Source organism: Brackiella oedipodis DSM 13743 (assembly GCF_000621025.1).
Lineage (GTDB): Bacteria > Pseudomonadota > Gammaproteobacteria > Burkholderiales > Burkholderiaceae_B > Oligella > Oligella oedipodis.
The window spans coordinates 488,894-509,036 of sequence record NZ_KK211206.1 but is presented as its reverse complement, the minus strand read 5'-3'; the positions used below and the strand labels follow the sequence as shown (position 1 = coordinate 509,036).

The 20,143-nt window shown below is 47.5% G+C and carries 13 protein-coding genes; 9 read left to right on the top strand and 4 right to left on the bottom strand.

The window, feature by feature from the left end; translation table 11 throughout:
- Positions 1-402: 402 nt before the first annotated feature.
- Together proP and murB are read left to right on the top strand one after the other, a co-directional pair.
- Complete coding sequence (proP, locus tag Q335_RS0108725) at positions 403-1,968, top strand: glycine betaine/L-proline transporter ProP (protein WP_028358291.1); 1,566 nt, start codon at positions 403-405, stop codon at positions 1,966-1,968.
- Positions 1,969-2,127: 159 nt separating this feature from the next.
- A complete protein-coding gene (gene murB / locus Q335_RS0108720; protein WP_051532422.1) occupies positions 2,128-3,165 on the top strand; it encodes a UDP-N-acetylmuramate dehydrogenase in 1,038 nt (345 codons plus the stop codon).
- A gap of 82 nt (positions 3,166-3,247) precedes the next feature.
- Here murB and dapB read toward each other — a convergent pair whose 3' ends face one another.
- Together dapB and Q335_RS10445 are read right to left on the bottom strand one after the other, a co-directional pair.
- The gene (gene dapB, locus Q335_RS0108715) at positions 3,248-4,048 is read right to left on the bottom strand and encodes a 4-hydroxy-tetrahydrodipicolinate reductase (protein WP_028358289.1); all 801 of its coding nucleotides are present in this window, start codon (positions 4,046-4,048) and stop codon (positions 3,248-3,250) included.
- Between the two features lie 4 nt (positions 4,049-4,052).
- Positions 4,053-4,862 (bottom strand): outer membrane protein assembly factor BamE, encoded by an 810-nt coding sequence (locus tag Q335_RS10445; RefSeq protein WP_084493603.1) that lies wholly within the window; start codon positions 4,860-4,862, stop codon positions 4,053-4,055.
- Between the two features lie 269 nt (positions 4,863-5,131).
- Between Q335_RS10445 and fur the strand changes: the two genes are divergently transcribed.
- Positions 5,132-5,563, top strand: a complete 432-nt coding sequence (gene fur, locus Q335_RS0108705) for a ferric iron uptake transcriptional regulator (RefSeq protein ID WP_028358288.1) — start codon at positions 5,132-5,134, stop codon at positions 5,561-5,563.
- Positions 5,564-5,977: 414 nt separating this feature from the next.
- Here fur and recN read toward each other — a convergent pair whose 3' ends face one another.
- Together recN and Q335_RS0108695 are read right to left on the bottom strand one after the other, a co-directional pair.
- On the bottom strand, positions 5,978-7,636 hold the full coding sequence (recN, locus tag Q335_RS0108700; RefSeq protein WP_028358287.1) for a DNA repair protein RecN: 1,659 nt from the start codon (positions 7,634-7,636) through the stop codon (positions 5,978-5,980).
- A gap of 21 nt (positions 7,637-7,657) precedes the next feature.
- A complete protein-coding gene (locus tag Q335_RS0108695) occupies positions 7,658-8,548 on the bottom strand; it encodes an NAD kinase (protein ID WP_028358286.1) in 891 nt (296 codons plus the stop codon).
- 166 nt (positions 8,549-8,714) lie between these two features.
- Here Q335_RS0108695 and hemH point away from each other — a divergent pair, with 166 nt between their 5' ends.
- From hemH to Q335_RS0108660, 6 genes are all read left to right on the top strand, one after another.
- Positions 8,715-9,713: a ferrochelatase gene (hemH, locus tag Q335_RS0108685; protein WP_038369706.1), complete on the top strand. Its 999-nt coding sequence runs from the start codon at positions 8,715-8,717 to the stop codon at positions 9,711-9,713.
- Between the two features lie 252 nt (positions 9,714-9,965).
- Positions 9,966-10,559 (top strand): nucleotide exchange factor GrpE, encoded by a 594-nt coding sequence (gene grpE, locus Q335_RS0108680; RefSeq protein WP_028358284.1) that lies wholly within the window; start codon positions 9,966-9,968, stop codon positions 10,557-10,559.
- A gap of 90 nt (positions 10,560-10,649) precedes the next feature.
- Positions 10,650-12,599, top strand: a complete 1,950-nt coding sequence (dnaK, locus tag Q335_RS0108675) for a molecular chaperone DnaK (RefSeq protein ID WP_028358283.1) — start codon at positions 10,650-10,652, stop codon at positions 12,597-12,599.
- 119 nt (positions 12,600-12,718) lie between these two features.
- Positions 12,719-13,852 carry a molecular chaperone DnaJ gene (gene dnaJ / locus Q335_RS0108670; protein WP_028358282.1) on the top strand — a complete coding sequence of 378 codons (1,134 nt, stop codon included), beginning with the start codon at positions 12,719-12,721 and terminating at the stop codon, positions 13,850-13,852.
- Between the two features lie 548 nt (positions 13,853-14,400).
- A complete protein-coding gene (locus Q335_RS09905) occupies positions 14,401-14,754 on the top strand; it encodes a helix-turn-helix transcriptional regulator (RefSeq protein WP_038369705.1) in 354 nt (117 codons plus the stop codon).
- Between the two features lie 324 nt (positions 14,755-15,078).
- Complete coding sequence (locus tag Q335_RS0108660) at positions 15,079-20,118, top strand: DEAD/DEAH box helicase (protein WP_028358281.1); 5,040 nt, start codon at positions 15,079-15,081, stop codon at positions 20,116-20,118.
- The last annotated feature ends 25 nt before the right edge of the window (positions 20,119-20,143 follow it).

The window sequence follows — 20,143 nt, the reverse complement described above, 5'->3', positions numbered from 1 at the left end:
ACACCTACTAAAAAATCTTAATAACGATTTAACAGAGGGGGGTATAAGCCTATCATGACCACAAAAGTACTTAAAAGACACGATCGTGATTACAAAAAACAGTAATTCATGAAATTAGACAGATAGGCATGTATTTTTGAAAAAAATAGGGGACTGAAGCTTAAATAATGCCAATTCTGTTTCAGATTGTGGCTTTTTTTACTCATAAATTTGTAAATTTGCTTTCGAGATCTATTTTATAAGTATTTGATATTTAAGAATAAATTTTGTCAATTGCTAAAATAATAAAGATAATAAGTTAATCTAGCGCGGTTTTGTGTTTTAATATAAAACGGTATTTTACCGTCTTTTAACTCAAATCAGATCTGCACTGTTTATAGGCAGATTGATGAGGAATTTCACATGAAAGCCCCAATACAAACTGTAAAAAATAAATTAAAACGCAAAAAGCGAGAGCCGATATCGATTGACGATATCACCATTGTTGATGACAAAAGTGTCCGTAAAGCCATTACCGCCGCCTCCTTAGGTAATGCACTCGAATGGTTCGACTTTGGTGTTTATGGTTTCTTAGCGACTGTGCTTGGTCAAATGTTCTTTCCTGGATCCGATCCAAGCATTCAATTAATCGCGGCGTTAGCCACATTCTCCTTGCCCTTTGTGCTCCGCCCCCTCGGCGGCCTTATCTTTGGTGTGCTCGGCGATAAATACGGTCGCCAAAAGGTTCTCTCCACCACCATTGTCATGATGACCATTAGTACCGCGGGTATTGGTCTGATTCCAAGTTATCACAACTTTGAGAGTTGGGGACTATGGGGCATTATCGCGCCGTGCCTACTACTCATTTGTAAAGTATTCCAAGGGATCTCTGTCGGTGGTGAATACGCCGGTGCGTGTATTTTCGTTGCCGAGTATGCGCCTGATCGCCGTCGTGGCTTTTTAGGTAGCTGGTTAGACTTTGGCTCTATGTCTGGTTTTGTGGTCGGCGCCGGTGTGGTGATCGGTCTCAATATCCTCATGGGGGATGAGATTTTCCACAGCTGGGGATGGCGTATCCCATTCTTGTTGGCTTTACCTTTGGGTATGATTGGTATTTATTTGCGTCACGCCCTCGAAGAAACGCCGGCTTTCCAAAAAAGCATGCAAGAATTTGAGGGCAAAGGAGGCGCCGAGAAAAAAGCGGCAAAATTCTCTTTCCGTGAGCTGTTAGCCACCCAAAAACGCGGTCTGATTGTGTGTATCGGCATTGTATTTACCCAAAATGCTTTGTACTACACCTTATTGACCTATATGCCTAGCTATTTACAACATAATCTAGACTACACCGAAAAAGATGGTCTATGGATTGTGATTGTGGTTATTTTGGGTCTCTTGTGCGTGCAGCCATTGATTGGTTACCTCAGTGATAAATTTGGCCGTCGTCTATTTATTCTGTTGGGTAGCTTCGCCATGTTGCTCTTACCGATCCCGGCCTATTACTTGATTACACACGAGAGCTTGACCCACTTATTCTTTGGTCTACTCATTCTCTCCAGTATTTTATGTAGTTTAATCGGGGTGACAGCGTCTACGGTACCGGCCTTATTCCCAACCCGTTATCGTTATAGTGCACTCACCAGTGGCTACAATGTGGCCGTACTCGTGGCCGGTTTAACGCCAGCCTTACTCGCACTCTTGATTAAATTTGCCCAAGATGCTGGCTTCTATTACTACCTCTATGTGCCTGCCTTATTCTTAATGGCGGTCTCTATTGTCGGTATCTCTACCGGCTTCTTCTTCCGCGAAACGGCCAACAAACCATTACATGGTGCCTCACCAACGGCCTCTAATCTTGAAGAAGCGCAAGAGTTGTTACAAGAACATCATGACGGTATCAGCGAAAAAATCGATGCGATTAGTGCCGAGATTGAACGCTTACAACGCAAACGTCAAGATTTACTGGATCAACATCCAGAAAGAAATGACTAATGCTATTCATGATTAATTAGTGATCTCAACAACAATCCCCGTGATGGTAAACATGACGGGGATTTTTTGTGCCTGTAAGCAAGACTAAATTGAGCCAAGCATATGCTGTGGCCTTGTACTTATTGCTATACTTAAGCTTTTTTATCTTAGGCCATTTCTATGTCCAGTGTGTCCTCACTTACCGTCAAGTCAGAGGTTGATTTAAGCGCCTTCAATACCTTTGGTATTCGCTCGCAGGCGCAGCACTATGTCAAGCTTGAGCATATAGAGCAATTGCCAGCACTGGCAGAACTGCTCACACAGTACCCGGACTATATAGTATTGGGTGGGGGCAGCAATGTGATTTTGGCGGAGCAAGTGCAGCGCTTGGTGATTCACAATGCCATTAAAGGCATCCGTTTGCTTGCGCAAGATGATCAAACCTATATGCTAGAAGCGGGCGCGGGTGAGTCCTGGCACGCTTTTGTCAAATATTGTGTGCAGCAGGGTTATGGAGGACTAGAAAATCTCGCCCTGATCCCGGGCACCGTGGGCGCGGCCCCTGTTCAGAATATCGGCGCTTATGGTCGCGAGTTCAAAGATTTTTGCCATCAAGTCATTGCCTATGATTTACAGCAGCGCCAATTACGCCATTTGAGTCCCGCTGAGTGTCAATTTGGCTACCGAGACAGTTACTTCAAGCATGAGGGCAAGTCCCTGCTAATTGTGGCTGTGCAGTTTGCTTTAGCCAAGTCGTGGCGAGCCTGTTTGCAATATCCCGATCTTCAAAAACATCCCTTATTGGCCCAAAAGGATCCCGAGCAAGTCCGTGCGCAAGACGTTTTCCAAGCGGTATGTGAGATTCGTCAGCATAAATTACCTGACCCCGCTGTGCATGGTAATGCGGGCAGTTTTTTTAAAAATCCCATCGTCAATGCGAAAGTGCGTGCGCGTTTACTCGAGCACTACCCGCAACTACCAAATTATCTTCAAGCTAACGGCGACTATAAATTAGCGGCGGCCTGGTTGATTGATCAAGCGGGTTGGAAAGGGCGCGTTCTGAATAGCGTGCGCGTGCACGATCGTCAAGCCTTGGTCTTGGTTAACAATGGTGGTGCCACCTTTGCAGAGGTACAAGAAGTGGCGCAGGCCATTATGGCCGATGTGCAGGCCAAGTTTGCTGTGGACTTAGTGCCCGAGCCTAGTTTTATCCAATAAAAAACGCCATGGGTAATGGGTAAGGGGAACCATGGCGTTTAGCAAGCTGCGCTTGAGTCTGTACAAGCGCAACGGCGAAAAATTAAGAGAGCGATTGAGCAATCACATCGCGCATACTAAAAAAACCATGCGCCTGTTGCTGCAAAAACGCGGCGGCTTTTAGACTGCCTTGGGCGTAGATGCTGCGATTAGAAGCCTTATGAGTGATCTCGATGCGTTCACCCGGGCCGCAGAAACTCACCGTGTGATCGCCAATAATGTCACCACCGCGCATCACTGCAAAACCAATTTGCCCACGTTTGCGCACACCTGTATGCCCATGTCTGGCCCAATCAGCAACTGCCTCGAGCTCTCGACCCTTGGCCTGAGCGATGACCTCGGCCATTTTTAGGGCGGTACCCGAAGGTGCATCTACCTTGTTGCGATGATGTGCTTCGAACACTTCGACATCATAATTATCATCAAAAATCGTCCCCGCTTGCTCGAGTAGGGCATACATCGCATTGACACCAATACTCATATTAGGTGACAAGACAATGGCAATCTCTTGAGCGGCGTCTTGAATAGCTTGCAACTGCTCGGCACTAAATCCAGTCGTGCCAATTACCATCTTGACACGGTATTGGCGGCAAACTTGCACATGTTTGAGTGTGCCCTCGGGACGCGTAAAATCGATGAGGCAGTCGGCGCCTTGTAGCGCGGTTAAATCATCATTTACCTTAACCCCGCTGTTTTGCCCTAAAAACTCAGTAGCATCTTTGCCTTTTTGTGGGCTATCTGGCAAACAAAAGGCACTATGTAATTGACAATCAGGGTGCTGTACCACCGCTTCGATGAGCATTTTGCCCATACGGCCGTCAGCACCAACAATAGCGATCTTCATAAGCTTATGGTAGTGAATTTGGGCGGCTACCCGGTGCAGAAGGCACAGGTTTTTGTTGGTATAAATTATTCAAGTTAGTGCTATTAGGAGCGTTGATTTGAACCCCACGTGGTAAGCGCGGCTTAGCTCGAGCTTGGCGATCGGCCTCTTGAATTTGTTCGGCTTGTAATTGCGCGTTTTCTTCTTGGCTGAGCGGGTGGAATTCTTGTAAAGACTGTGGCACGTCAAAGGAGCGTGATTCAAGCTCTGCCTTGGTTTGAGCCTGTTGTTGCGCCTTAGTGGCCGCGTCTACCGCTGGCTTAGGCTGAGTGGCCTCAGGATTGCGTGCTTCTTGCTCGTGAATGCCTTGGATACGTTTTTGTTCGATCTCGGCAAGATCTGCGCCGCTAGCTTGTTGCTCTTCGAAGTCCGCTGGTTGGAAGTTAGGCAAAGGATCGCCTCCCCAATGATCTACCACACCATCGACAAACCAAACAGAGAAGTTACGTTGGATAGGATCACCATAGCCCGGTTTAAAATAATAAGGGTAGTCCCAGCGATCCGGATGAAAAACATCGACCAGTGTTGGTGAACCCAACGCAAAGCGCACTTGCTCTTGTGTCATGCCTTTTTGGAGCAAATCGACCTGCTCTTGAGTGACCCAGTTGCCTTGTTGCAATGAGGCGCGATAAGGGAAGCCCCACTTACCAGAACTGCATGCACTGAGGGTGAGTGTGCTAAGCGAAACGGTGCAAGCAAGAAAACTCGCCTTGAGGGTAGGGCGCAGGTAACGACGCCATTGAGAGAGGGCGCGAGAGCGGACAACTGTGTTCATAGATTCAAAAGGCATACTATTGTTAAAGAAAGATAAGGCAATATTACCATAATCCCCCTAAAAAGTAGTAGATTCTAGCTGGGCCAGATATTGCCTTAACGACGCTAAAGACGTCGCTAATGACGATAAAAAAGCCGCAAATACGCCTTTAAGCGCTGAAAATATGGTTTTAATCAAATGAGAGACTTGCCATATTTGCTATAATGGTTAGGTGAGGGATCTAATTAACAGACGACTCACAGATGACTATTCATTAACAAGGAAACAGTATGGCGGATCAAGGTGACTTAAAAAGCATGGGTCTAAAAGCAACATACCCACGCCTCAAAATTCTAGATATTTTCAGACGTCCAAAAATCGGCCACTTGAGTGCCGAGGATGTCTACCGCCTCCTTATAAAAGAAAATGTCGAGATCGGTCTGGCCACTGTATACCGAGTCCTTACCCAATTCGAAGAAGCAGGCATTCTCACCAAGCACCAATTTGACAACGGTAAAGCCGTCTACGAGATTGATGATGGCGTACACCACGATCACCTAGTGTGTTCCGTTTGTGGCGATGTGGTGGAGTTTGTCGATAGCGCCATTGAGCAGCGTCAGCACGAAATTGCCAAGAACCATAATTTCAGCCTAGAGAGCCATGCCCTGGTGCTCTACGGTATTTGTGGTAAATGCGCCGAAAAAAACACATCGCGCTCCTAAACGCGCGCCCCTAAAACGGGATCCTAGTGAGTAGCGCCACGTCGCGCGCCTGCAATCGGTGATCCGTGATCTGTGATCCTCGCGCTAACGTTATCTTCCAGACCGACGTCTGAAACACCTCTGGGATCACCCTAACAAGCTTAAAAAGCCTAAAAAGCTCAACTCAGCAGCAGTTGAGCTTTTTAGTGGCTTGTGCATGCAGGAGGCTTGGACAACCAGCAGCCGACGCCTAGGGTTAGCGAAGCTATCTCTGTTTTGTAAATAGCAAATCGGCGCTTATCATCCGTCGTCATCGCCGCCCATCACTCATCATCCGCCATCCACAGCCCGCGAGCCAATATTTGTCATCTGCCACGGCAATCCATTAGCCCTCAACCGCAACGTAACTCAAAACCAGCCACCGTCAAGTCGCCGTCAAGCTGACTCCCGGTGTGCTTGCTGCAACATTTCCTTGGCATGTTGACGAGTTTTATCAGAAATCCGTAGACCTCCCAACATCCGAGCCACTTCTTCGATCCGTTGTGTTTCATCCAAAGCGCTAATATCAGAGCGCGTGATGCCCTTGTCGTCTTGTTTGTGCACCATAAAGTGATGATCAGCGCAGGCCGCCACCTGTGGTAAGTGCGTGACACAAAGCACTTGATGACGACGACCCAATTGCCGTAGCAGACGGCCAACAATCTCGGCCACGGCGCCCCCAATACCGGTATCCACCTCATCAAAAATCAAGGTAGGCACTCGGCCAGCCTTATTGGCCGTCACTGATAAAGCCAGAGAAATCCGTGCTAACTCACCGCCTGAAGCGACTTTAGCGAGTTCTCTGGGGGTCGTGCCTGCATGACCGGCAACATTAAACTGCACCTCTTCTAAACCATATGCGCCTGCTGAGCTCGGCTTAAGTGTGACCTCAAAAACCCCACCTTGCATGGCCAGTTCCTGCATAATATGACTGATTTTTTGACCGAGGTCGCGGGCAGTTTTTTGGCGTTGTGCCGAGATCTCTTGTGCTAAGACCCTATATTGCGCCTGCGCCGCTTCGACATGCGCTTGCAGTTGTGCAATATCCGCACTTTCTTGGAGCTGATGGAGTTGCGTTTGGAGGCGTGCTTGCACCTCGACTAAATGCTCAGGCTCGGTATGGAATTTTTTGGCAAAATCAAAGTACATGCGCATGCGCTTTTCGGTGGCTTCTAGCTGCTGCGGATCGAGTTCTAACTGACTGACATAAAGATTCAGATCATGGCTAGCCTCTTGGCAGGCAATCGCGGCGCTCTCTAGGGCTTGTTGGATATTGGCTAGATTCGGATCATGTGCCAATAAATCCGTCACCTGTTGCGCGCATTGCTGCAAGACCGACGTGACCCCATATTCATCATCGTCCAAACGCTGCAAGGTGCTGGCTGCCGTGTCGATTAGGGTTTGGGCATGCGCTAAGCGATTGTAATCCTGGTTAATCTGTTGCCATTCATTGGCCTGTGGCTGCAAGTGCTCCAGCTCTTGCAATTGCCAAGCTAAGCGCTCTTGTTCGAGTTGCTGTTGTTGTGCTTGGGTTTGTGCCAATTCTAAGGCCTCTTGAGCCTTTTGCCATGCTTGCCAACGCTGTTGCAGTTCAGTGACTTGGCTTTGTAAGCCCGCATGACTATCTAAAATACGACGTTGTGCGGCACTACGCATGAGGCTTTGGTGGGCGTGTTGGCCGTGAATATCGACTAACTGCTCGCCTAAGGCCCTGAGTTGACTGGCGGTGGCAGCAATGCCATTAATAAAGGCTTTGCTCTTGCCATGACGATCAATGGTGCGACGCAGCAGCAATTCCGTGCTATCAATGTCTTGCGCCTCAAGCCAGGCCTGTACCGACGGCGTGACCTCAAATTCGGCACTGATATCGGCTCTATCGGCGCCTTCGCGCACACTTTGCACATCGGCGCGCTGCCCCAACGTCAGGGCTAAGGCATCAATTAGGATAGACTTACCTGCACCGGTCTCTCCTGAAAAGACAGTAAAGCCGCTATCGAGCTGGATATCGGCTTTTTCTACAATGACAAAATCTCGGATATGAAGAGCAAGCAGCATAGGCGCAGAGCTTAAAAAAGATTAGGCAGTCCCTGGCGTGTGGTTCCAGTGCAGTTTTTGGCGCAGGGTTGAAAAATAACTATACCCTTTGGGGTGTAAAAAAGTCACTGCATGATGGGCTTTTTTGACTACGACCTTATCGCCATCTTTGATATCGGTCCAGACCTGCATATCAAAATGCACACTGGCGACAGGATCTTGTTTTTGGGGATTATTCCCTAGCGTCAAGGTCAGCGTGCCATCACTGGGAATCACGATCGGACGATTAGATAGCGTTTGCGGCGCAATGGGCACCAAGAGGAGGGCATCAATTTGCGGGTGCAAAATCGGACCATTGGCACTCAGGGCATAGGCCGTCGAGCCTGTGGGCGTGGAGACAATTAAGCCATCAGCACGCTGACTGTACATAAATTCATTGTTGTAATCGATGTGGATCTCGATCATCCCATTGCGGCCACTACGGCTAAAAACCACGTCATTGAGCGCCACATCGCTGGCCAGCGTTTGCGTGCCGCGAATAATAGAGGCCTGTAATAAAGACCGTGATTCGGTCTCGTACTGACCAGCCAGGATTAATTCAATGGCCTGGCGGGCATTATTAATGGTGATATCGGTAATAAAGCCCAAGCGGCCGTGATTAATGCCGACAATCGGGGTCTTATAGGGCGCCAGCTTGCGCGCTACCCCAAGCACCGTGCCATCACCGCCCATGACAATCACGAGGTCGGCCTGTTGACCAATGTCATCGAGACAGGCCGTTTGTAAATGGTGTAATTGGGTGTGTTGAGCCGTGTCGGCTTCTACCAGGACCTCAATGCCATGAGCGCTGAGCATTTGCTGCAATTGACTCAGGGGCGCATCGAGCCCAGTGTCTTGATAACGACCCACTAAAGCAACCGTAGAAAAACTCATAAAGGCAGGCATCCCCATTTAAAGCAACAATATTACAGTAATTATAAAGTAAGTGTCTATAAAACTATACAATAGAATGCAAGCGAAACCGCCAGTGCGACTTCATCAAAAAGGCGCGCCAAATATCTTTTTTATCTTGCCATTTGCCGATTAACACCTTCACGCCATGTCTACGCAATCACCACTGACACCGAAGCCCAAAATTGGGATAGTTATTTGTAATTTAGGCACACCCCAAGCCCCTACGGTAGCCGCCGTTAGTACCTACCTCAAGGAGTTTCTCTCTGATAAGCGGGTGGTTGAGACCCCAGACTGGCTCTGGCAACCGATTCTGCGTGGTATTGTGATCCCCAAACGCGTCAAAACCGTGGCTCATAATTACGCCACGATCTGGCTGCCCGAAGGTGCCCCCTTGCTGGTGTACACAGAAAAAACCGCCCGCGGGGTGGCGCAACGCCTGAATAATCCTGACTATATCGTCGATATCGCCATGCGCTATGGTGAACCCAGCTTGCATAGCGTATTTGACAAATTAGCCGCGCAAGGTTGTGAAAAAATACTGGTCATGCCCATGTACCCGCAATATGCAGCGGCCACGACAGGCACGGTGGGTGATGAATTATGTCGCTACAACCTCAAGGTGCGCAATCAGCTTGAGTTTCGTATGCCCAAACGCTATTTTCAGCGGCCAGAGTATATTCAAACCTTGGCACAACAAGTCAGTACCTATTGGCAAACTCACGGCAAACCGCAGGGTTTGTTATTAAGCTTTCATGGCATGCCTAAGCAAAGCATTGACGAAGGCGATCCCTATCAAGACGATTGCGAAGCCACCTACACCTTATTGCAAGAGGCCTTATTCAAAGAGCAGGTGCCGCTTTATTTGTCCTATCAAAGCCAGTTTGGCAAGGCCGAATGGATTAAACCGTCTACCGTCGATAAACTCAGCCAACTGGCGCAACAAGGTGTACTAAAGCTAGATGTGTTGTGCCCAGGGTTTAGTGTTGATTGCCTAGAAACCCTCGAAGAAATTGCCATTAGTGGTCAGGCGCATTTTAAGCAACAGGGGGGTCAGCAATTTCGCTATATCCCATGCTTAAATGCCGACGACGCTTGGTTAGATGCCTTGACCCGCATCATCCAAGCGTATCTGCAAGATTGGTAGGGGAGTGATCAATTTACCGTGTTGATTAATTCATGACACTCGATGGCCAGCACCCATCACCACATAAGCATCAGCGTTTGCCATCGAGTCGCCACCCATCCAACAACGTCAAGCAACACGATAGCAAGCACTTAAGCGCAACGCCACGATTTAACAGCCTAAATGCACACAAAATCCATCCTAGACCTTGAAATCATCCTACCGCCACCCATATAAAAAGCATTAACAACCATAGATGATGGATGGATAGATATGACACAAGATCAAAATACATCACCTGCGCAAGAGCACAGCGACCTTGAGCAAGCGACCACAGAACCGCACAACCAAGCCGCCACTCAAGCCGCCGAAGCCCAACAAGGCGCAGAAAGCGAAGCGCTAAGTCTCGAAGATCTGCAAGCACAAATCGACAATCAAGCGGCAGAAATTGCCGAACTTAAGGATCAAGTGCTACGTAAGCACGCAGAGGCCGAAAACGCCCGTCGTCGCGCTACTGAAGACGTTTCCAAAGCTCGTAAATTTGGTATTCAAGGCTTTGCAGAGAGCCTGATTCCTGTCAAAGACAGCCTCGAAGCCGCGCTCAAGCAAGAGAACCAAACCTTAGAAGGCCTTAACGAAGGCGTTGAAACCACCCTCAAACAATTGGTGGCAGCCTTTGAGCGCAATGGTCTCACAGAGATTAACCCGCAAGCCGGCCAAGCCTTTGACCCTAATTTTCATAATGCCGTGTCTTCCGTGCCGAATCCTGACTATCCTGCCAACCACGTGATTGAGACCCTACAAAAAGGCTATAGCATTGGCAACCGCGTCTTACGTGCCGCCATGGTCGTGGTCTCAGCGGGCTAAAAAAATTCCAAAGCAGTCTTGAAAGCTTACAAACTATCCCTATTTAGTAGTTAACCAAATATTTATTTAATTTCTTAAAGGTTTTTTAATATGGCTAAAATTATTGGTATTGACTTAGGTACAACCAACAGTTGTGTGGCTGTACTTGAAGGCAAAAACGTAAAAATCATCGAAAACGCCGAAGGCACTCGTACCACGCCTTCTATTGTTGCGTACCAAGATGACAATGAGATCTTGGTCGGTGCACCGGCTAAACGTCAAGCCGTCACCAACCCAAAAAACACCCTTTATGCCATCAAACGCTTAATTGGCCGTAAATTTGATGACCCAGAAGTCACCAAAGACATCGAACAAACCCCATACAAAATTGTCAAAGCTGACAATGGCGACGCTTGGGTCGAAGTCAATGGCAAAAAAATCGCCCCTCAACAAGTCTCTGCCGAAATCCTTCGCAAAATGAAAAAAACGGCCGAAGACTACTTAGGCGAAGAAGTCACCGAAGCCGTCATTACCGTACCTGCGTATTTTAATGACAGCCAACGTCAAGCCACTAAAGACGCTGGCCAAATCGCTGGTCTTACAGTCAAACGCATCATCAACGAGCCAACAGCGGCGGCTTTGGCCTTCGGTATGGACAAATCCGAAAAAGCCGATCGCAAAGTAGCGGTCTTTGACTTAGGGGGTGGTACCTTCGATATCTCTATTATTGAGATTGCTGACGTTGATGGCGACAAACAATTCGAAGTCTTGTCTACCAATGGTGATACCTTCTTAGGGGGTGAGGACTTTGACCGTCGCATTATCGATTACATCGTCAGCGAATTCCAAAAAGACCAAGGCGTAGACATCTCCAAAGACGTATTAGCGTTACAACGTCTCAAAGAAGCCGCCGAAAAAGCCAAAATCGAGTTGTCTTCTAGTTCCCAAACAGAAATCAACTTGCCATACATTACGGCAGATGCTTCTGGTCCAAAACACCTTAACCTTAAATTAACGCGGGCCAAACTCGAAGCCTTGGTCGAAGACCTCATCGATCGTTCTATCGAGCCATGCCGCACTGCCATCAAAGACGCTGGCATCAAAGTCTCTGACATCGATGATGTGATCTTGGTCGGTGGTATGACCCGTATGCCAAAAGTCCAAGACAAGGTTAAAGAATTCTTTGGCAAAGATCCTCGTAAGGACGTTAACCCCGACGAAGCCGTCGCCGCTGGTGCCGCACAACAAGGTTCAGTCTTGTCTGGTGACCGTAACGACGTCTTATTGCTCGACGTTACGCCATTGTCATTAGGTATTGAGACCATGGGTGGTGTCATGACCAAAATGATCACCAAAAACACCACGATCCCAACGCGTCATGCGCAAGTCTTCTCTACGGCCGAAGACAATCAACCCGCCGTGACCATTAAGGTGTACCAAGGTGAACGTGAAATGGCCGCTGGCAACAAGAGCTTAGGTGAGTTCAACCTCGAAGGTATCCCGCCTGCACCACGTGGCGTACCACAAATTGAAGTAACGTTTGACATCGATGCCAATGGTATCTTGCACGTCTCCGCTAAAGACAAAGGTACCGGCAAAGAAAACAAAATCACCATCAAAGCCAACTCTGGTCTTTCTGATGAAGAGATCGAACGTATGGTCAAAGACGCCGAAACCAATGCCGAAGAGGATCGTCGTCAAGCAGAGTTAGTACAGTCTCGTAACCAAGCTGAAGCCTTGATTCACTCTACTAATAAAGCGCTCAAAGAGCATGGTGACAAACTCGAGGCCTCCGAAAAAGAAGCCATCGAGAACGCCATCAAAGACCTCGAAGAAGCCATCAAAGGTGACGACAAAGCCGCCATCGATGCCAAGATCGAAGCGACAGCCACCGCGTCCCAAAAACTCGGTGAAAAAATGTACGCCGATATGCAAGCCGAAGCGGCCGCACAGCAAGGCGCCGCAGGGGCTAACGCCGGGGCTCAAGCCAATGCCGGCAACAGCGCCGATGAGGATGTCGTCGATGCCGACTTCAAAGAAGTCAAAAAGGATGATCAATAATCCTGATGTAGCACCCTAGCAAAGGGCAGGTGGGCATGACCCACCTGCCTTTTGATCGTTTTAACCTCACTAAATAGCGAGTTGTAGCAAAAAAACCACTCAGTAGGATACACACGTCAATGGCAAAAAAAGACTATTACGAATCATTAGGCGTCAGTCGTAATGCTTCCGAAGAAGAAATAAAAAAAGCATTCCGCAAATTAGCCATGAAAAATCACCCGGATCGTAATCCAGGGGATCATGCTGCCGAAGAACGCTTCAAAGAAATCAAAGAAGCTTATGAAGTCTTATCGGACCCACAAAAACGCGCCACATACGATCAATTCGGCCATGAGGGCCTAAACCAACAAGGCTTTGGCCATGGTGGTTTTGGGGGGGCCGATTTTGGAGATTTAGGTGATATCTTTGGTAGCATGTTTGGCGATATGTTTGGCGGTGGCGCACGTCGTGGCGGCGGTCCACGCGCTTACCGTGGTGCCGACTTACGCTACCCACTCGAAATCACCCTCGAACAAGCCGCCAAAGGCTTTGAGACCACCATTACCGTGCCGAGCTGGGAAGACTGCGACGCCTGTAAGGGTACCGGTAGTAAATCCAAAAAAGCCCCCGAAACCTGTCATACCTGCCACGGTTCAGGCCAAGTCACCATGCAGCAGGGCATTTTTAGGATGCAACAAACCTGCCCAACCTGCCATGGTACCGGCAAAGAAATCAAAGACCCCTGCCACAAATGTCATGGCGAGGGCAAGGTTCGCAAAGAGAAAACCCTGCAAGTTGAAATCCCTGCTGGGGTCGATGACGGCATGCGGATTCGCTCTACGGGCAATGGAGAACCTGGCGTCAATGGCGGTGGCAATGGGGACTTGTATATCGAAGTACATCTCAAACCGCATGATATTTTTGCCCGCGATGGTGATGATTTGCATTGTGAGATCCCACTCTCCTTTGTGACGGCTGCATTAGGGGGCAATGTCGTGGTGCCAACGCTCGATGGCAAGGGTGAGATCCCGATTCCAGAGGGCACGCAAACGGGTCAAACCTTCCGCTTGCGCAATAAAGGCATCAAGAACGTGCGCTCGAAAGTAGCGGGTGATTTGTATTGCCATGTGGTCATAGAAACGCCGGTGCGCCTCAATAGCAAGCAAAAAGAACTGCTTGAACAATTCGGCGCTTCTCTCGGAGAGGATGCTTCTAAGCACGCCCCTAGCAAAAACAAGAACTGGTTCGCCAAAGCGAAAGAATTTTTTAGTTAGTCGGTAGCTCATAAAGTGCTGCTCGAGCACAGTAGGGCATAACGGGGCGGCAGATGCAGGGGCTAGGCCCTACGCGTAAGCTGTTTAGTCGTTACCCACCATCCCACTGTACGAGCGCAACAAGCCTAAAGACGTAGCCAAACGCTCAACCAGTCAATAAAGCGCCAAAAGCCAGAAAGCAAAAGCCAACCCCATGATTATAGGGTTGGCTTTTTTATGCACTTAGCACTTGCGCTTAACACTGGCCGAGTAGCCTAATAGCCAAGCGCTGTTTTAGCGCTTGGCATACGATTATTAATCCTCAATCCTCAGTTCTCACCCATCAGCGCGCTTTACCAACACCCAACGGACTTTTAGACGTGAGCTAAACGCGACAACTCCTAGAGGTCTACGCGCTAAGATGAGCCATCGGCAACAGTGATAGATTGTCTGTCATCTCTACAATAATCCTGAACCTATAACTAAATAGCATTCGCTAATATATCAAAAAATAGCATCTGTCAATTCTAAAAACTACCGTTTAATTTGACAATAAGGCTATGAATACGATGAATCAAATTCGAGTTGAAAACTTGCGTTATCTGGTCAAAAACGCCGGTTCCATTGCACGCTTAGCGAGGTTATTCCACGGTCTCGATGCGACCTATATCTCGCAACTACTTAACAACCATCGCAATTTTGGTGAGAAGGCCGCTCGCAAAATGGAGCAGCTGATCGGCCTACCTACCGGTTGGTTTGATAAAAACCATCAATCTCCACATGCTACTGGTCACTCTGCTCAGAATGGCAAAAGCTGGCCTTTTGAATCCATTTCAGCCTTAGATTATCAAAAGCTATCGAGCATCGATAAAAAAGAAATAGAAGCCATTATAAGAATTAAGCTCAGAAAGTATACTTACTAGGGTAGTGATCGCCTAGGGAAGGGGCGTTATTTGTATTTTTTTAAGAAACATAAAATCGTTGTTTTTTAAATACAAATGTTTTTTCGTCATTTCTTGCAAAATCATTTGTGAAATAATAGCAAATGCTATGCTATTCACGTCAAGTGAAGGTGTAGCATTTGCTATTTGACTAATGTGGTCTGCGTGATGCTTTTTTGGACACCAGGTCTATGGGTCCTATAGCAAACATTTCCCTGACAACGCTAATCAAGCCCTAAGCAAAACCACCGTCATGCTTAAGCGGGTCTTCGTTTGTCACAAAACCAGCCCAGGCCGCAGACAACTATGACTACCGTTCAAACTCCCCTCCAAAAGCTTCTCCAACAAATGCGCACTAATCCGGTGACCCGACGTGATCAAGGTACCGATTTTGAGCATCTCTGCTGCGTGTATTTGCGTAATGAACCGTTTTATCAGGATTTATACGCCGAGGTCTGGACCTATGGCCAGTGGGCAGCCACCCAAGGTCTCTCTAAAAAAGATACGGGAATTGACCTAGTCGCCCAAACCCGAGAGGGTGAGGTGCATGCCATTCAGTGTAAGAACTACGGCCCCAATTACAGCATCAAAAAAGCCGATATTGATAGCTTCATGACCGCTTCTGGCAAAAAGCCGTTCAGCCATCGCTTGATCATCACCACGACTGATGAGTGGAGTGATAATGCCATCGATGCCCTGGATGGGCAAAATACCCCAGTTTCGATGATCTCCTACACGGATCTTGAACGCAGTGTCATTGATTGGCGTCAGTTTAGTCCAAATCAAGAGGAAGTCGTTTGTAAACCCAAATTTGAATTACGCTCGCACCAAAAAGACGCCTATAAAGACGTAGAAGCAGGCTTTGCTGAGCAGGATAGAGGCAAATTAATCATGGCTTGCGGTACAGGTAAGACCTTTACTGCCTTACGGATTGCTGAAGGCCTCACGGGGCCAGGTAAGCGGGTTTTATTTATGGTGCCAAGCTTGGCATTATTGGCACAAACTGTGACCGAATGGACCCAGCAAAGCAAGGTGCCGCTACACAACTATGCCGTGTGTTCTGATAGCGAAGTCGGTAAACACAAAAACTACAGCGCCGATCTCGCCGTTGCCACCATCAGTGATTTGCAATACCCCGCTACCACAAATGCCCACAGTCTCGCCCAACAAGTTCAGCAACGTCATGACCCAGATCACCTCAGTGTAGTGTATGCCACCTATCACTCTGTGGATGTGATTGCGCAAGCGCAACAACAGTATGGTTTAGGGGAGTTTGATCTCATTATCTGTGATGAAGCGCACCGTACTACCGGGGTGACGTATAAGGACGATAAGCGCAATAGCACCCAAGAAGAATCGACCTTTGTACGTATCCATGACAATGACTATGTCCGTGGCTGCAAGCGACTCTATATGACGGCGACACCACGCGTCTATTCAGAGTCCAGTAAACAAAGTGAAAGCATTCAAGTGCTGTATTCCATGGATGATAAGGAGCACTTTGGTGAGACCTTTCATGTTGTCAGTTTTAATGATGCTGTGCAGCAGGGCTTGTTGGTCGATTACAAGGTAATAGTACTCGCCATCGATGAGGAGCATATCAGTGGCCATCTACAGCAGTTACTGAGTGATGAGAACAATCAATTAGTGATTGATGATGCCGCTAAAATCGTCGGTTGCTGGAAAGCCTTGGCTAAATATCAATTGGATTCCAAGAGTAACAATAGCAACGTTGATCTCACTCCAATGAAACGAGCCGTGGCCTTCTGTCAGGTGATTGAAGACACTTATAAGGGCAAAGGCCATCGCGTCAGTTCCAAACTCATCGCCAGAATGTTCAGTGAGGTGGTCAAGGCCTATCAAGCCCAAGAAAAAGCGGTGACACCTGATTACGTGGATCCTAATCCTGTCCTAGACATGGTATGCGAAGCAGAGCATGTCGACGGTAGTATGAATGCCACCAAAAAAGAAGAAAAAATCAACTGGCTCAAAGGGGAAAATGGTCAGATCCCAGACAATGAATGCCGCATTCTCACCAATGTGCGCTGCCTCTCAGAAGGGGTGGATATTCCGGCGCTTGATGCTGTCATGTTCATGACGCCACGTAATTCCTTGGTCGATGTGGTGCAATCCGTTGGACGTGTGATGCGCCGCGCCCCGGACAAACGCTGCGGTTATGTCATCTTGCCCGTAGTCATTCCCGCGGGCGCCGAGGCCAGCACCGTACTCGATAATAACGAGCAGTACAAAGTCATCTGGCAGGTGCTCAATGCCTTACGCTCACATGATGAAGACATTGATGCCGATATTAATAAACTGATGATGGGTAATGCCCACAGTAAGATTGAAGTCATTGCGGTGACCGACGCCAAGCCAGCGGCAGCAACACTCTCACAATCTCCCGAACCGACCTATGATATTGGCCGGGATCATAGTGGCGAACTTAAACCAGACGAAACGCTATATAACGAGCAGCTGAGTTTTACGTTTGGCAATATTGAACGCGCCATTGTCACCCGGATTGTTGAAAAGTGCGGCAACCGTCACTACTGGGAAGATTGGGCCAAAGATATTGCCCAGATTGCCGAGCGACATATTACCCGTATTAGGAGCATTGTTTCTAACCCAGAGAATAGGGAGGAGCGACGAACCTTCGAGCAATTTGCGACGGCCATGCGGGAGAATGTGAATAATGAGCTCACAGATGACGACTTGGTGCAAATGCTGGCACAACATGTTGTCACAAAGCCGGTGTTTGATGCTTTATTTGAGGATTATGATTTTGCGGCACAAAACCCCGTGTCCCAAGCCATGCAAGCCGTCTTGACTAAATTAGAAGGTCACCATCTCAATAAAGAAGCCAAATCTTTAGAAAGGTTTTATCAGTCGGTGCGCCGCCGTGCCCAAGGCATAGAAAGTGCCCAGGCCAAGCAAGCGCTGATTATTGAGTTGTATGACAAGTTCTTTAGAACCGCCTTCCCTAAAATGGCCGATAAACTTGGCATTGTCTATACCCCTGTGGAGATAGTGGACTTTATCGTGCAGAGTGCTGAGCAGGTCATGCAGCAAGAGTTTGGCAAGAGCCTGGGCGATGAGGGCGTACATATTCTGGATCCTTTTACGGGTACCGGATCCTTTATTACCCGCTTACTGCAAAGCGGCATTATCCCTAAAGAAAAACTCCCTTATAAATTTAAGCATGATATCCATGCCAATGAAATTACCTTACTTGCCTACTATGTGGCCGCGATTAATATTGAATCTGTTTACCATGGTATTCTCTCTGGCAAGCTAACAAGTCATGAAGACCAGAGTGAAATCACAGAAGTCGCTTATGAACCCTTCCCAGGTATCTGTTTGACGGATACCTTTAAATCACAAGGAAGCCATCCACAGCTTTATTCGGAGTTTGAAGACAATAATAAACGCCGAAAAGCGCAAGAGGCTTTAGGCATTCAGGTGATTATGGGAAATCCGCCGTATTCGGCTGGCCAAAGAAATGCCAATGAGAATAATGCCAATGCTAAGTATGAAAAGTTAGATGAAAGAATTAATGTTACCTATGCCGCAAAGACACAGGCTGCCCTAAAACGCTCCCTCTATGATAGTTATGTACGCGCTATTCGTTGGGCTTCTGACCGTATAAACGATCAGGGGATGATCGCCTTTATTACCAATGGTGGCTTTATAGATGCCAAAGCCATGGACGGACTGCGCAAATGTCTAGCACAGGAATTTAGCTCCCTGTATATTTTTAATCTTCGTGGCAAATCCGCCATGAAAGGTGGCGGCCCACATGAGGGGGGGTCTGTCTTCGGGATTCAAACCGCGGTGGCGATTGCTATTCTGATTAAGAATCCACAAGCCAAGCAGTTTGGACAGATTTACTATCATCCTATTGAGGATGACCTTTCCGGTAAAGAGAAGCTTGATCGCATCAAGCGCTATGCTAGTTTGCAGGGAATCGCAAACTGGGAAACAGTGACCCCTGATGAAAATGGCGACTGGATTAATCAAAGAGATCCAGAACTTGCTAAGTATATGATCATGGGTGATAAAAAAAACCAGTCAGTACCTGTTATATTTGAAAATTATTCCCGAGGATTAGCTACGTCTCGTGATCCTTGGGTCTATAACAGCAGTAAAACCAAATTGTCAGAAAATATTCAATCAATGCTGGCTTTTTACAATGCTGAGTTAGAGAGGTTAGGAGAAAAAATTCCGACAGGGACTGTCAAACAACGCACAGAATTTGTTAAGAAGCTTGCGTACTATGACCCTCAAAAAATAAGCTGGACTTACGGGCTTTTTCAAGCTCTTTCTAAACAACATCAACTGACAATTGACTTCAGCTGTTTCTATCGAGCAGCCTATAGACCTTTTTATAAACAATGGGTGTATTTTAATCAATTTTTAAATGAAAGAGGTTACCAACTACCTTCAATTTTCCCCAATAAGGATTCAGAAAACCTTGTCATTTTAGTCAATGCTAATTATGGTGGCGAAGGGCTACCCGTGTTTATCTCTGATAAGCTTCCTGATTTACATGTTAATGGTGATGCGCAATGTTTCCCCCTCTATCTCTATGAACCTAAGGATGATCAAAGTCACAATGATCTATTAACTGATCTTGACCAGAAAGAAGGCTCTAATCGCCGTAATGCCATTACCGATAAGGCCTTAGCGCATTTTCAATCACTGTATACTGAAACGATAACTAAAGAAGACCTGTTCTACTACATTTATGGCCTTCTTCATAGCCCTGACTATATTGAACGGTTTAAGACTAATCTGTCTAAAGAGTTACCAAGAATTCCTCGGGTCAAGCACTATGCCGACTTTATGGCCTTTAGCCAAGCGGGACGTCAATTAGCCGACTTGCATATTAATTACGAGCAGGTGCAAAAATACCCCGTACGTTTTACGGGTAAATTGGCACATGATGGCAAAGACTTTGTGGAGGCTGATGACAGCCACTTCTATGTCGAAAAGATGAAACACCCCAAAATCAAAGACCCAGAGACGGGTAAAAAGGTCAATGATCTTACACGTATCATTTATAACAAACTGATTACGGTTGAGGGCATACCTGAAGAAGCGTATGACTATGTAATTAGTGGTCAGTCTGCCATTAAATGTGTCATGGATCGTCAAGCAGTACGCGTTGATAAGGATAGCGGCATTATCAACGACGCCAATGATTGGGCCAAGGAAACGATGCATAATCCTCGTTATCCGCTGGAGCTATTGCAGCGGGTCATTACCGTCAGTCTCGAGACCATAAAAATCATCAAGTCTTTGCCGAGGTTACAGTTGGATGAGGACGATCCTTCGCCTTGTTCTTAGGAATTAGTGGTGTAGCGCTGTTGGA